11 protein-coding genes are annotated in these 13085 nt (G+C 59.5%); 2 read left to right on the forward strand and 9 right to left on the reverse strand.

Annotated features, from left to right (window positions below; genetic code table 11):
- Positions 1-64 precede the first annotated feature (64 nt).
- From ACOWVD_RS17625 to ACOWVD_RS17645, 5 genes are all read right to left on the reverse strand, one after another.
- Positions 65-1096: an ABC transporter substrate-binding protein gene (locus tag ACOWVD_RS17625; RefSeq protein ID WP_033633861.1), complete on the reverse strand. Its 1032-nt coding sequence runs from the start codon at positions 1094-1096 to the stop codon at positions 65-67.
- A complete protein-coding gene (gene uhpC / locus ACOWVD_RS17630) occupies positions 1093-2415 on the reverse strand; it encodes an MFS transporter family glucose-6-phosphate receptor UhpC (RefSeq protein WP_274852001.1) in 1323 nt (440 codons plus the stop codon). Before uhpC ends, ACOWVD_RS17625 begins: the two co-directional genes overlap by 4 nt.
- Before the next feature lie 66 nt (positions 2416-2481).
- Positions 2482-4023 (reverse strand): MASE1 domain-containing sensor histidine kinase, encoded by a 1542-nt coding sequence (locus tag ACOWVD_RS17635; protein WP_015377032.1) that lies wholly within the window; start codon positions 4021-4023, stop codon positions 2482-2484.
- Entirely contained in the window at positions 4023-4652 is a 630-nt protein-coding gene (locus tag ACOWVD_RS17640) for a response regulator transcription factor (protein WP_015377033.1), read from the reverse strand. The genes ACOWVD_RS17635 and ACOWVD_RS17640 overlap by 1 nt, the downstream gene beginning before the upstream one ends.
- 820 nt (positions 4653-5472) lie before the next feature.
- Positions 5473-6237 (reverse strand): arylamine N-acetyltransferase family protein, encoded by a 765-nt coding sequence (locus tag ACOWVD_RS17645; RefSeq protein ID WP_015377034.1) that lies wholly within the window; start codon positions 6235-6237, stop codon positions 5473-5475.
- 158 nt (positions 6238-6395) lie between these two features.
- Between ACOWVD_RS17645 and ACOWVD_RS17650 the strand changes: the two genes are divergently transcribed.
- Positions 6396-7016, forward strand: coding sequence for an HD domain-containing protein (locus ACOWVD_RS17650; protein ID WP_021503991.1), 621 nt, complete (start codon positions 6396-6398; stop codon positions 7014-7016).
- Here ACOWVD_RS17650 and ACOWVD_RS17655 read toward each other — a convergent pair.
- From ACOWVD_RS17655 to pyk, 3 genes are read right to left on the reverse strand one after another with little or no spacing between them, the layout of a single operon-like run.
- Positions 6976-7908, reverse strand: a complete 933-nt coding sequence (locus tag ACOWVD_RS17655; RefSeq protein ID WP_421105709.1) for an AEC family transporter — start codon at positions 7906-7908, stop codon at positions 6976-6978. The genes ACOWVD_RS17650 and ACOWVD_RS17655 overlap by 41 nt on opposite strands.
- A gap of 7 nt (positions 7909-7915) precedes the next feature.
- Complete coding sequence (locus ACOWVD_RS17660) at positions 7916-8650, reverse strand: TSUP family transporter (protein WP_015377037.1); 735 nt, start codon at positions 8648-8650, stop codon at positions 7916-7918.
- Entirely contained in the window at positions 8650-10083 is a 1434-nt protein-coding gene (pyk, locus tag ACOWVD_RS17665; protein ID WP_015377038.1) for a pyruvate kinase, read from the reverse strand. The genes ACOWVD_RS17660 and pyk overlap by 1 nt, the downstream gene beginning before the upstream one ends.
- A gap of 304 nt (positions 10084-10387) precedes the next feature.
- Between pyk and ACOWVD_RS17670 the strand changes: the two genes are divergently transcribed.
- Entirely contained in the window at positions 10388-11140 is a 753-nt protein-coding gene (locus ACOWVD_RS17670) for an SDR family NAD(P)-dependent oxidoreductase (RefSeq protein ID WP_325994838.1), read from the forward strand.
- Between the two features lie 32 nt (positions 11141-11172).
- On the opposite strand, the gene ACOWVD_RS17675 is transcribed toward ACOWVD_RS17670, so the two are convergent.
- Positions 11173-12993: a hypothetical protein gene (locus ACOWVD_RS17675; protein ID WP_197763665.1), complete on the reverse strand. Its 1821-nt coding sequence runs from the start codon at positions 12991-12993 to the stop codon at positions 11173-11175.
- Positions 12994-13085 lie beyond the last annotated feature (92 nt).

The following is a 13085-nucleotide window of genomic DNA, read 5'->3' on the forward strand; positions in this document are numbered from 1 at the left end:
TTTCCCGGATGTTCAGGCCGGGCAAACCGTGAGGCTTACCCGGCAACAGGCGCAGAATGTGGGCTTATTTACCCATCTTGACTTCGCTGACCCATTTGTTGATCAGCGCCTTGCGGACCTCGGTCGAGCCGTACTTGTCCATGTCGTAGTTGATCAGCTTCAGGTCGTCGAGCTTCAGCGAGTTCGGCGAGGTGTCGGCGGTGGTATTGGTCAGGATCTGATAGGATTTGCCTTGCTTCCACGCCAGCTCCTGCGCCTCTTTCGACAGCACCCAATCCACGAACAGCTTGGCGTTGTCGAGGTTGCGCGCGCCTTTGAGGATGCTGACGCCGCCGATTTCATAGCCGGTGCCTTCGCAAGGCGAGATCAGCTCCAGCGGCGCGCCCTGTTCCTTTTCGAGCGAGTAGTCATGCAGGAAACCGATGCCGATCGCCGTTTCACCGCGGGCGGCGTTGCGCGCCGGGGCAATGCCGGACTTGGTGTACTGCGAGACGTTGGCGTTCAGCTGCTTGAGGTAATCGAACGCCTGATCGTCTCCCCACAGCTGGGCAAAGGTCGCCAGCGCGGTGTAGGCGGTGCCGGAGCTTTGCGGATCGGCGATTTGAATCTCGCCCTTGTATTCCGGCTTGGTCAGGTCTTTCCAGCATTTTGGCACCGGCAGGTTTTTCTCTTTCAGGCGCTGGGTGTTGACGCCAAAGCCGAGAATGCCGACGTAGACCGCCGAGGAGTAGTTGCCTTTCAGCTTGGCCGGATCGCGGAATTGCGTCATCACCTGTTCGAGGTTCGGCGATTTGTACGGCTGCAGCAGCCCCATTTCACCGGCCTGGGATTGCGGATCGAGCGTGCCGCCGTACCAGACGTCCGCCTGCGGGTTCTTCTTCTCGGCATCCACTTTCGCCAGCGTGCTGCCGGATCCGTTGCGGATGAACGAGGTTTTCACGTCATATTTCTCGCCGAAGGCTTTGGTTTCCGCTTCGCACATTTCATTGGTGGCGCTGCAGTAGACCACCAGGCGGCCCTTGGCGTGCGCGCCGCCGCTCAGAGTCGCCAGCGCGATGCCGGACGCTATCAGGGTAGTGACCCACGTTTTTTTCATTGTTTTATCCTTCTCTCGGTAGAGGTGGTAACGCTCGCCATCAGCAGCGGCATCAGCAATAAACCCATAAGAACGGCGGCGATGGACAGCAAACTGAACATGCCCGACCAACCGTAGCCTTCGATGACCCGCGACAGCGGCCAGCCCGCCAGCGCCGCCCCCAGGTAGGCGAACAGGCCGAGAAAGCCGGTGATGGAGCCCGCGGCGCCTTTGTGCCCGCATTCCACGGCGGCGAGGCCAATCAACATCTGTGGGCCGAAGACAAAAAAGCCCACCGTAAAGAAACAGCCCGCCAGCAGCGCGTAGTGATGCACCGGCGCCAGCCACAGCGCGGCGACGGAAACCATCAGCCCGAGCGTGAACAGCAAAATCATCGGCGCGCGCTGCCCGCCGAACAGCACATCCGATCCCCAGCCGGCGAACAGCGCGCCGAGCAGGCCGCCTATCTCGAACAGCATCACCGTCGCGTTGGCGCTGAGCAGGTTGACGCCGTGGCTTTCCGTCAACCACAGATTGCCCCAGTCGTTCAAGGCGATGCGGATCAGGTAGACCAGCACGTAAGAGACGCCCAGCAGCCAGATCATCGGGTTCTTCAGCATCGTGGTGCGCAACATCCGCCACAGCCCCATCGGCGGGCTTTGCTGTTCCTGGCGCAGCTCCAGCGGATCGTGGCGCCACCGGCCGACCGACGGCAGGCCTTCTTCCTGCGGCGTGCCTGTCAGCCGCCGCGTGAGCCAGAGGCCCAACACCATGCTGACGGCCCCCGGGATCAACATCGCCGCCTGCCAGCCCCAGCGCTGGGCGGCGAAGGCGCTGATCAGCGGCACGATCGCGCCGCCGAGGTTGATCGACATATTCCAGCAGCCCCACCAGAAGCCGCGCTCGTTGCGCGAATACCAGTGGGTCAGCAGCCGCGCGCAGGGCGGCCAGCCCCAGCCCTGAAAGAAGCCGTTCAGCGCCCAGACCGCCAACAGCAGCGTCAGCGATTCGCCGAAGGCGAACGCCACGTTCAGCACGCCGGTGGCGAACAGGCCGATCCCCATAAACCCGCGCTGCCCGTGGCCGTCGTGCCACAACCCGGCGCTGAATTTCGACAGGCCGTAGCTCAGATAAAACAGCGAGCCGAGCAGGCCGATGTCCCCTTTATCCAGCCCCAAATCCATTTGCAGCGCCGGCAGCACGTAATTCACGCTTTTGCGCGTCAGGTAAAAGGCGGCGTAGCCGATGACCATGTACAGCAGCAGTCGCGGGCGCAGCGCGCGGTAACGATGATCGATTTCAGATGCCGAGCGTGTCTGCATAGCCGTCTCCCTGGTGATGACTATAAGAAGGTGAGAGGGAAAGGGGATGAGAGAAAGTCCGGACTGGCTAAGACTTTTTCCTAGTTAGTCGGCGGTTTGTTGCAAATTTGTGGGCAGGTTAACAATTACCCGCGTGCCGCGCTGCGTGTCCAGCGTCAGTTCGCCGCCGAGCGCGCTGACCCGTTCGCGCATCCCCTGAATGCCGAGGCCGGGCGCCTTGTCCGCCCGGATGCCGATGCCGTTGTCCCGTACCTCGAGGTGCAAAAGTGCCCCCTGTTGATACAAAACGATGGCGACTTCGCTGGCTTCGGCGTGTTTGCACACGTTGTTGAGCAGCTCTTGCAGCAGCCGGTAGAGGGTGAAGCGCACCGTCTCGCCGGCGGGCGTGTCGATGAGCCGGTAGTCGAAACGGCAACGGATGCCCCGTTCGCTGAAGGCGAATTCATTCAGCAGGTGGTGAAGCGCGTCTTTGAACGCCAGCTCGTCCAGCGCGGGCGGGCGCAGCTGGCGCAGCAGCTGGCGCGTGGAGTGATGTATGCGCCGGGCGAGATCGGCAATCTGGTTCGCGGCGGCCTGGGTTTGCGCCGGATCGCGCGCCCGCTTGACCAGCTGCGACTGAATTTGAATCGCGGTGATGTTCTGGCCGATTTCATCGTGCAGCTCGCGCGCCAGGTTCTTTCGCGTGTCTTCTTCGGTGTGGATCAGTTTTTCGGTCAACGCCCGCCGCGCCGCCAGCTCTTCTTCCAGCCGTCGGCGATAGTGGTGCAGGTTTTGCGCCAGGTGCTGCTGACGGCTGATGGCGATGCCCAGACCGATGCCGAGCAGCGCCTGCGTCGCCAGAAAGATTTCCAGCTCGACCAGATTGCCGAACCCCACGCCGACCTGCCGCGCGAGGGTGATCATCATGCTGCCGAGCAGGCCGGACAGCACGCCGCCCTGCCAGCCGAATTTCCACGCCATCACTACGTTCGGCAAAAACACCACGATCAGCAGCAGGCGTTCGATTTCCGGCGACAGCACCATCTGGGTGCCGATGCCGATAACGAAAAACAGGCTGCACCAGATGATTAAGGACGCGCGCAGCGGCGGGTTGCTGGTGTCCAGCCCCAGCAGATGGTAACGGTGCTGCTGGCGCAGAAATTCAAAAATCAGGTAGACGAACGGGGTCAGCAAGACGCCGCCGGTAAATGACGCCAGGCCGAGCAGCATCGCCGGGCTGTGCGCGAAAGGCGCAAGCAGGGCGGTATTGAGCAGCGAGGCGGCGGTCACTGCGGCCAGCAGCAGCGTCAGCCGCTGCCAGTAGAGTGGAAAACGGCGCCAGAATCGCTGTGCGAGCGCGGCCGGGAGCAGGGTGATGAACGGCGCGGCCAGCAGGCTGTAGCCGCTCAGCAGGCGTTCGCCGTGTAGCCAGAACAGCAGCAGCACCGGCGGTATTATCAGGGCGGGCCAATAGCGGCGCGCCAGCAGGATCAGCAGCGCGAGATAGACGCCGTGAGGCAGAAACAGCGCCGCCTGATTGCCGTTGTGGGTCAGGTAGAAACCGAGCGTCCACAGCATCAGCCAGCCGCTGCCCCAGGCCAACAGGATAAACAGCGAGATAACCCAGGGCCGGAAGCGGGGCGACATCAATGCCCCGCCAGCAGCTGATGGTCGAGGGCGAAATGCACCAGTTCAATGGTGCTGCTGCATTGCAGCTTGCCCAGGACGTTGGCGCGATGCACGTGCACCGTTTTGTGGCTGAGATCGAGCTTGAAAGCGATCTCCTTTACGCTGTCGCCTTTGACCAGCAGATCGAAGATCTCGCGCTCGCGCGGGGTCAACGCTTCCAGCGCCGTGGCCGGCTGCTCGCCGCCGCGCAGCGCCCGCAGCGCGTCGGCGCACAGGTAATGGCCGCCCATATCGACGGAGCGCACCGCCTGCACCAGTTCTTCCGGCCCGCAGCGTTTGGTCAGATAGCCGCTGGCGCCGGCATCCAGCGCGCTCTGAACGAAGGTCGGGGAGTCATAGATACTGAGGATGATCGCGCGAAACTGCGGCTTCTGCGCCCGCAGGCGTTTCAACAGGCTCAGGCCGTTTTCATCCGGCATGGCGATGTCCATCACCGCGACGCTGACGTCGTCGCGCAGCAATGCCGGCCAGGCCGCCGCCGCGCTGCTGTATTGCCCCACCACGTCGAGATCGTCCTCGAGGCTGAGCAATTGCGCAAAGCCGGAGCGCACCACCACATGGTCATCCACCAGTATCACACGGATCATTTTTCGCACTCTGTTGCCGAATCATGGCCCTATGATGCCTGCCGCCGCGGTGCTGGCAATCAGCCAAGCGCGGTTATGCAATCGGTGTAACAGAATCGTAATAAAAGGGCGCCGCCGGTGTAATGCTGGTTACTTAAGCCTGACTGGTATTTTTTATCCAGTATCTTTACGTGATGTGCAGGATGAATTGCCGTAAATACCCTGAATTTTTCTGTTACCACAATGAACGGCAATTGGAGGGGCCGAAGGCGCGGCCCCTCCACCCGCGCCTTCGCTTAACACCGTCTGTCCGCTGCGCGGATACCCTCGCAGCGTCTGCATTGTCGGGCGGGTCGGCTGCGACAAACGTCCCTGTTAGTCTCGCCTCAACCGGCCTTCCCTGGCCGGTTGCCCCTGACAATGCTGTCTTGCTCGGCAGCCGGTGATGCGCGCCAAAGGTCAACCCCGTGCTAGCAGCTCCCGCCCTTTATGAGGTCATGGCAGAGAAGAGGAATCGGAGATGAGCGCGGTATTGGATGCCCTTGAAGACGCCGAACGCAGGCATAGCGTATTAGGCGAAACCGCCATGGACGGCGGTTTCAGGTGAGACAGGCAGGGACGCCTGTCGCAACCGGCCTCAATGCGGTATGGCGGAGAGAGGGACGTTGGCAAAGCCAACCGTCTGATAGGGCAAAGGCGCGGGTTGCCAGGGGCCGCGCCTTCGGCCCCTGGCTCGGTCGAGGCGTATGAGCCTCATGGCGCATCTCACCTTTATCGACCGAAAACTGCACAAATACGTTCAGAAAAACGCTAACTGATCAGCATTACGCCGCTGGCGGCGTTAACGATCCACATCGATGGCGAAATGCTGCCACAGTACGGCGCGCCGTTCCTCTTCCGAATGCAACGTCGTTTCGTGGCGCTGGTGATCTTCGGTCACGATCAGCTTCATGTCGCTGAGGGTCACCCGGCCGTGGTCCGTCGGCCGTGAACACACCAGGCGCTGGGTGAAGTGCGACTGCGGCGAGGTGCTGTGGAATCGGCACATCTCATCGAACTCGTGCAACTCGCGCGGCTGAACGGTAAAGCGATACAGCGTTTTGGCATGCGAGCGTTGGTCGCCGTTGCGGCGCTCCAGCAGGTAATACTCGCCTTCCCGCTCCAGGTGGAAGGTGCCGCTGGCCTGCGGTTGCGGCTCGGCGACGACGATCTTCAGCGGCGTCAGGAAGGAATCGCCGAAACCGACATCCACCAGCCAGGCCTGCCCCGCCAGATCCACCCGCAGCGCCAGATGGTCGTAGGGCGGGCCGAAATGGCCGTCGCGCGTGCGGATCTCGCCGGAGATGAAGCTCACCTTGAAACCGATCTCCCGCAACAGCAGGGCGAACAGCGTGTTCAGCTCATAACAGAAACCGCCGCGGTTACGCTCGACCACCTTGCTGAACAGCGCCTCCGGCGCCAGCTGAATGCCCTGATGATAAATAATGCTCAGGTTCTCGAACGGTACGCTCAGCATGTGGCGATGGTGCAGCTGTTGCAACGTGGGGAGGTCAGGGCGGGCGGTGCCGGCAAAGCCGATATGCTGCAGGTAGCGTTGGGTATCCACAGGGTGTCTCGCATGAGAAAAAGTAGGCATAAAATAGCGGGCTTTGCGGCGTTTGTGAGCGCATTACGTGCTGCGTTGTTGGCATAACTCATAACCAAATCGACTCAGATGTCAGCATGGCTGCCGTTACACTGAATCGATATGGATAAGGAGAAAGTATGGATTTAACCTTGAAAGCGCAGCGATTTGCCAATGACGCTCACCATGCCTGCAATCAGCGGCGCAAGTTCACCGGGGAGCCGTATATCGTGCACCCCGCGGCGGTGGTGGATTTGCTGCAGCGGGCTGAGCCGACGCCAGAAATGGTCGCCGCTGCCTGGCTGCATGATACGGTAGAAGATACGGCGGTGACCCTGGCGGATATCCGGCGAGAATTCGGTCCGACGGTCGAGCGTTATGTGGAAATGTTGACCGACGTGCAGCCTCGCAGCTACGGCGGTGAGCGTCTGCACCGTAAAAATGCCAATCTGCAGCACAGCGCGCAGGCCTGTGCGGAAGCGCAGACCATCAAACTGTGCGACTTGATTGACAACAGCAAAAACATTACCGATTACGATGTCTCCTTTGCCCGTCACTATCTGGTGGAAATGGCGCGCTTATTGGCTGTTTTATCGGCGGGCGAGGCCGGCCTGTTGGCCTTGGCCCGCCGACAGTGTGCGGAAGCGATCGAGCGCATCAACGATCGTCATGGAGACGACGGCTGGTTCGACGCGTTGTGGCGGAAGTATGAGGCCCATCTTAAGCTGGATGAGCTGAAAACTGGGTCAGCAGCAAAATAACAGGAATGGTGACCGCCGCCAGCAACGTTTGGATCGTGATGATACCGGCCGACAAGCGATGATCGCCGCCCAGCAGTTTCGCCATGATGTAGGCGGAAGGTGTACAGGGTAAGGCGTTAAACAGGACGATAGTCGCCAGCACCGGGCCGGAGATGCCCAGGGTGATGCCGATTCCCAGCGTCAACAGCGGTACCAGCAGTAACTTGACGAAGGTCGATTGCAGTACGGGGCCCTGTGCCGTACGCGCCGCTTTGATATCCAGCCCCGCGCCGACCGCCAGCAACCCCAACGGCAGAGAGGCGCCGCCGAGAATGGTGAGAATGTTCTCCAGCGCCGTGCCGAGCGACCAGCCGCTGGCATTGAAGGCCAGACCGGCCAAGACCGAAAGGAGCACTGGGTTTTTCCCCAGCGCTTTGGCGATCTGTCTGCCGCCGGGGCGGGAGCCCTGGCCGTAATGCATCAGTATGACAATCGAGGCCACGTTCAACAGCGGGATGGCGACGGCGATGCTGATTGAGGTCACCGTCAGGCCGGTGTGGCCGAAAGTCGCCGCCGCTGCGGCAACCCCGATGTAGGTATTGGGGCGCAGAGCGCCCTGTATGACGGAAGAGAAAACCGGCCCGGGCTGTTTTAGCCAGATTCGCCAGAGGTACAACGACAAGGCGCCGATCAACACGGCGCCCAGGACCGACAGGGCGATCGGCCGTACCGGAAACTGGCTCAGGTCGGCTTTGCCGACCTGAATAAACATCAGCGCCGGGAAGAGATAAAAGTAGTTCAGCTTCTCGCAGGGCAGCCAGAAAGCCCGATCGATCAGGTTTTTGTGCCGCAGAGTGAATCCCATGGCGATTAAAAATATCACCGGGATCAGAGAAAAGAGAGTCGTCGTCATGGGGAGCCTATAAATAGCCTTTAGTGAGAACGGCCACGCCATAGAAGGCAATAAAGCCGGTTACCATTTTTTCATAAACGGGAGCGCTGGTTCTCTTGAACAGCAGATTGCCGACGACCAGATACACCAGCAGAGCCAGCGGTGCCGCGGCGAAACCGTCGAGGTTCAGGGCTTGCCATTTAATGCAGGCCAGCGTGGCTAATTGGATTAAACCGAACATCAGGTAATAACGGGAGACGGTGGTTCTTATCTCCAGTTTCTCGCGATGGCTGGCGGTAGCGTAGAGTGCCAGCAAGGCGCCACCCATGTTGGTGACGCCATGTATCAGGCCCATGACTGCGATATAAGCGCGCTGATGTTTGCCGAGATAACGCTTCACGGTTTCCTGCAGTGACAGACGAAAGCGCATCAAGGCGGAAAACAGCAGGATGGCGCCCACCAGCAGATCGACATTCATCTTCACCGTCGAATGCAAGACCAGGCTCAGCGCCAGAATGACGAAAATGGCGCAAATCAGCATATTGACCTTTTCGCGAGCGGGAAAAGCAATTCGTCGGGCGCCAAGCGTCTGCGTCAGAGAGATCAGCACCGACGACGGCAGCAGCAGCCCAAGTACGGAGGAGAAATCAACGCCCAGCATTAATAGCGTCGGTGTACCGAATACCAAGATGCCCATGCCGAAAACCGATTGGATCACGGCAAATAGCGCAATCACCAGATAGAACAACGCATGATTATCCATCAGGCCACCTCTTCTTTCCGGTAGGGTTCCCGCGCCGCGTCAGATTGCAGGTAGGCATCGGCGCTGAGCGTGCGCAAGATATTCCCGCTGATATGCTGATTGTCTTGCTGGGCGCTGACCAGCAGCAAAACATCGTGCCGATTTATCAATCCATTGTCTGACAGGACATTCAGAGCCAAACGTTCGGTTTCCGGCTGTGTCAGATCGATCCGAGGCAATGTCAGGCCGGTGATGCCTGGCAGCATATTCCAGCTGCGCACCGTCGCCGCATCGTTGCCGAATGCGACGATCGGGATGCCGATGTTGGCCATGGCGGCGATGCGCACGCTGTAACCTGTGCGAGAAAACACCACCACCCGGGAGATCGGCAAGGCGCGGATAAGGGCGCCGACAGCCTGTCGAATATCGTCAACCTGCGCAGGGGGGGATGAGTGGGGCGCATGCGCTAAATGCTGTTCCGCCTGATGGGCTACGCTGGCGATACGGGCAACGGCCTCCAGAGGATAGCGGCCTACGGCGGTTTCACCGGAGAGCATCACCGCCGCGGCGCCATCCAGCACCGCGTTGGTGATATCGCTGACCTCCGCTTTGGTTGGCAGCGGGTTCTCTATCATGCTGTGCAGCAATTCCGTCGCTACGATGGTGGGTTTGCCCGCATGGGAGGCGGCTCGGAGGATCTGTTTTTGGTAGAGAGAAACGCGGTCGATCGAGGTTTCCACCGCCAGATCGCCGCGATCGATCATGATAACGTCGGCGGCGGCGATGACTTCCTCCAGATGCTCTATGCCGCCGCTGTTTTCCACTTTCGCCACGATGCGGGGCGTATCGCCTCCGATCAGCGTTCTGATCGCGTTGATGTGTGCCGCGCTTTCGACGAAGCTTATGCCGATGTAGTCCACTTGATGCGCTTTGGCGAAGGCGATCATGTCGCGATCTTTCTCCGTTATCAGCGCCTGCCCGAGATCGATGCCAGGCACATTGATGCCTTTGCGGCTTTTCAGTTGGCCGTCCATGTCGGCCTGCAGGTAGATGTCCCGATCGACGATGTTAACGACCTGGAACGAGAGGGTGCCATCATCGGCGAAAACCTTATCACCCACCGTCAGCCGTTCATGCAACCGGCCGTACCCCACCGGGACTTTTTCCTCCCCGTTATGTGAGGTATCGGTCGTGAGGATCAGCGTTTGCCCTTTAGTGAATGAGGGTTCGTGTTTCAGTTGCAATGTGCGGATTTTTCTACCGGGAATGTCCAACAGCACCGGCGTATCCGGCAACGTTTTACGCAGCAGGGCGATGGTTTCCGCATGCCAGTCGAGCGTGTTGTGCGAACCGTTCAATCGGGCGACGGACATGCCGGCTTTTTCCAGCGCTGCCAACGTGTTGATATGGCGAGAGGCGGGGCCAATGGTAGCGATAATGCGAGTCTTTGCCATGATAAATGCTCCGAAAAGTTAAGATGCATTTATCTATGACAGTTTTGTGACAGCGGGGAAAATAGGGGTTTAATCTAACTAATATATAAAAAGTTATAATGAGTTTTGGCGTCAGATCGGGTGCGCCTTATACATTTAATGATGAAAATAAAATGGTTATACAATTTACTTCCATCGTATAGATAAAATATTGATAAGAATTATTCCTTTTATTCCTCGCCGTGTTGGGCATCACTGCTGCCGCAAACTGTCACTTGCCGGCGCTAGCCTGTCCCCCTGAGTTCAACGTTGCAGGAGAACGGCTATGCAAGATTTCAAACATCGGGTGGCGCTGGTGACCGGCGCGTCCACCGGCATTGGCGAAGCGATCGCCGCCGAGCTGTTTCGGCGCGGAGCCACGGTGGTGATGACCGGCCGCCACACAGCGCCTCTCACCGCCGCCGCCGCGCGGCTCGATCCCGACGGCCGGCGGTTGATGACGTTGCGAATGGACGTGCGCGACGCGCAGTCGGTGCAACAGGGTATTGAAGAGATCGTGCGGCGCTGCGGCGCGCTGCATCTGCTGGTCAACAACGCCGGGATCACCGGCCCGCACGAGGTGGATATCGATCGGTACGCGGTCGAAGATTGGCATGAGGTGATCGCCACTTGCCTGAGCGGCACGTTTTTCGGCATGAAGTACGGCCTGCCGGCGATCGTCGCCGGCGGCGGCGGGGCAGTGGTGAACCTCTCTTCCGCCAACGGCGTGGTGGGCATTGCCGGGATTGCGCCCTATACCGCCGCCAAGCATGGCGTGCTGGGCCTGACGCGCTCGGCGGCGCTGGAATTCGCTACGCGCGGCGTGCGCGTTAATGCCGTCGGGCCGGGCTATGTGGATACGCCGGCGATGGGGGAACTGCCGGCGTCGGCGCGGGCGCAGATGGCCGCTTCGCACCCGATGGGGAGAATGGCGACGCGGGAAGAAGTGGCGAAAACGGTGGCTTTCCTGCTTTCGGACGACACCAGTTTCACCACCGGTGCGTTTTACAGCATCGACGGCGGTTATACCGCGCGTTAATGGAAAACAGGCCCCTGACGGGGCCCGTTCGGTTACCAGGATTTACGCGGGTTGCGGGAGACGATATCGATCTTTTGGCACAACAGTTGGGTGATGTCCACCGAGGTGGGCTGAGCGGCGCTACCGACAAAGTTTTTCAGTACGATGGCGATGCGAGCATAATTGACATAGCCCTCAGGCAACGGCAAATATTCCGACGAGTTAAGCGCAGTGATGCGATCCGAGGTCATCGTTGCCGAAGCGGCCGGCGTTACCGTGCCGGTGCGCCCCCACTGGCAAGCTTTTTCCAGTAGGGTAGTGACGCCGGCATCGCCGTTCAGCACATACTTTCCTTGGTAGGTGCCGATTGTGACATCAAGGCTGTTCTGGCCTTTTAGGTTTGCTAACGTGGCGCGCCACAGCACCAGATCGTTTTTCGCGATGGGGAAGTAGATCTCGATGCGCTTGTCGGCCGTTGTCGCCGTTTTGGTGGTGGCGGTGAGCACGCCGTTTTGCAGCGTTACCGCCAAATCGGCGGTTTCCGTTTGTGAAACGCGTGCGCCGTCGAAGGCGTAGACATTATTCAGCGCCAGCGCACTGCTCTCTTTCCAGGTGGGCTCCGGCAGATGGTTGACGCCATCGCCCAGATAGAGCAGGCGCCACATGTTGATGTAGCCGGGCGCGACGATCTTTTTCATCTCAATATGGTTGTTGGACCAGCCTTTTTTAATGTCGGCGTTCACCAGATCGAAACCGTCGATATAACATTTTCCGATCAGGTCGCTGGATTTGTCGAAGTAGAAATACTCGACGTATTGGTAAGGCACGCTGCTGCCGGCATCGGTGTTGTTGGTCATCACGCTGTGCCATTGGCTGTCTTTGATTTTTACCGTACCGCCGTTGTCGCTGGTAAAGACCGGCCGGTAGTTGCGGCAGTTGGCGTTGCCCCATTCGAAGTGGCAGTTTTTAAAGTCTAGCATGCCGCCTTTAAGATCGAACAAGCCATAGTCGGTGTTGGCCAACTGTTCGGTTTCATTGCTAAAACCGCTGTAGTCGAACGAACAATCGCGGAAGGCCAGGGCATGCACCCCCTGATAATAGTTTCTGCTGTCGCCGAACAGGCATTTGTAGAAGACGATTTTTTCGCCGGCGTTGGCGGTGGTTTCAGACCAGATCGGCCAGAAACAGCCGCGCACCATGATGCTGTGCCAGCTCTGGATATAGGCGTTATTGCCGAAGACGATGCCTTTGTACAGGTTGGTTAGCCAGACGTTTTGCACCAGCAGCTGGCAGGCCGGCAGGCCATGCATGTTTGAGGCATCGCTGTAGACGCACAGACCGCGCAGGTTGGCCGCCGCGCCAGGGGCACCCACGATGCGCAGGTTATAAATCGCCGGCGCTCCCAGAGAGTATTGCACGCGCACGCACTCGATGTTGGCGGCGCCGCTGAAATCCAGAATGGTGCCTTTAAAATCGACGGCGTTTTTCCACAGCTTCAGGTTGGCAGTGGTTTTACAAGGGCGAACGCCGCCGGGGCCAACCAGGGTGATCCCCGCCGGGGTGGTCGGGATCGGCAGTTGCCACCACTCTTCGCCTTTGACCTGCAAGAAGTTGCATGCGCGGGTGATGGTCAGAGAGTAATCCAGTTCGTCACCCGGCAGGTGCCACCAATCGATGCTGTAGTCACCGTCATTGATGATGCGCTTCCAGCGGCGGTTCTGCGCGTCGACGAGCAGGGTGACGCCATTGTCCTGGCTGGTGACATCCGCATCGTCTCGGGCAAATACGCCGTGGTGGTAGCGGTTTTCGAGCATCACTGCGGTTTCGCTACCGGCATAGCTGCGTAGGTTGGCGTAATCATTTAATGAAATCATGGAATAACCCTCGTTTTGGACAATAAGAGGCCGGTGCAATGTGGCGATTGCAGAGGCGACGGCATAGGGAAATGGCAGTGCGACCGCAGGGC

It is taken from the genome of Serratia sp. SA088 (assembly GCF_049065515.1).
GTDB classification, from domain to species: domain Bacteria; phylum Pseudomonadota; class Gammaproteobacteria; order Enterobacterales; family Enterobacteriaceae; genus Serratia; species Serratia nematodiphila.

What these genes read in the sequence shown, in the direction of transcription:
- ACOWVD_RS17625 (WP_033633861.1), bottom strand. Translation starts at nt 1,096, where the DNA reads ATGAAAAAAACGTGGGTCACTACCCTGATAGCGTCCGGCATCGCGCTG.
- ACOWVD_RS17635 (WP_015377032.1), bottom strand. Translation starts at nt 4,023, where the DNA reads ATGTCGCCCCGCTTCCGGCCCTGGGTTATCTCGCTGTTTATCCTGTTG.
- ACOWVD_RS17640 (WP_015377033.1), bottom strand. Translation starts at nt 4,652, where the DNA reads ATGATCCGTGTGATACTGGTGGATGACCATGTGGTGGTGCGCTCCGGC.
- ACOWVD_RS17650 (WP_021503991.1), top strand. Translation starts at nt 6,396, where the DNA reads ATGGATTTAACCTTGAAAGCGCAGCGATTTGCCAATGACGCTCACCAT.
- ACOWVD_RS17655 (WP_421105709.1), bottom strand. Translation starts at nt 7,908, where the DNA reads ATGACGACGACTCTCTTTTCTCTGATCCCGGTGATATTTTTAATCGCC.
- ACOWVD_RS17660 (WP_015377037.1), bottom strand. Translation starts at nt 8,650, where the DNA reads ATGGATAATCATGCGTTGTTCTATCTGGTGATTGCGCTATTTGCCGTG.
- pyk (WP_015377038.1), bottom strand. Translation starts at nt 10,083, where the DNA reads ATGGCAAAGACTCGCATTATCGCTACCATTGGCCCCGCCTCTCGCCAT.
- ACOWVD_RS17670 (WP_325994838.1), top strand. Translation starts at nt 10,388, where the DNA reads ATGCAAGATTTCAAACATCGGGTGGCGCTGGTGACCGGCGCGTCCACC.
- ACOWVD_RS17675 (WP_197763665.1), bottom strand. Translation starts at nt 12,993, where the DNA reads ATGATTTCATTAAATGATTACGCCAACCTACGCAGCTATGCCGGTAGC.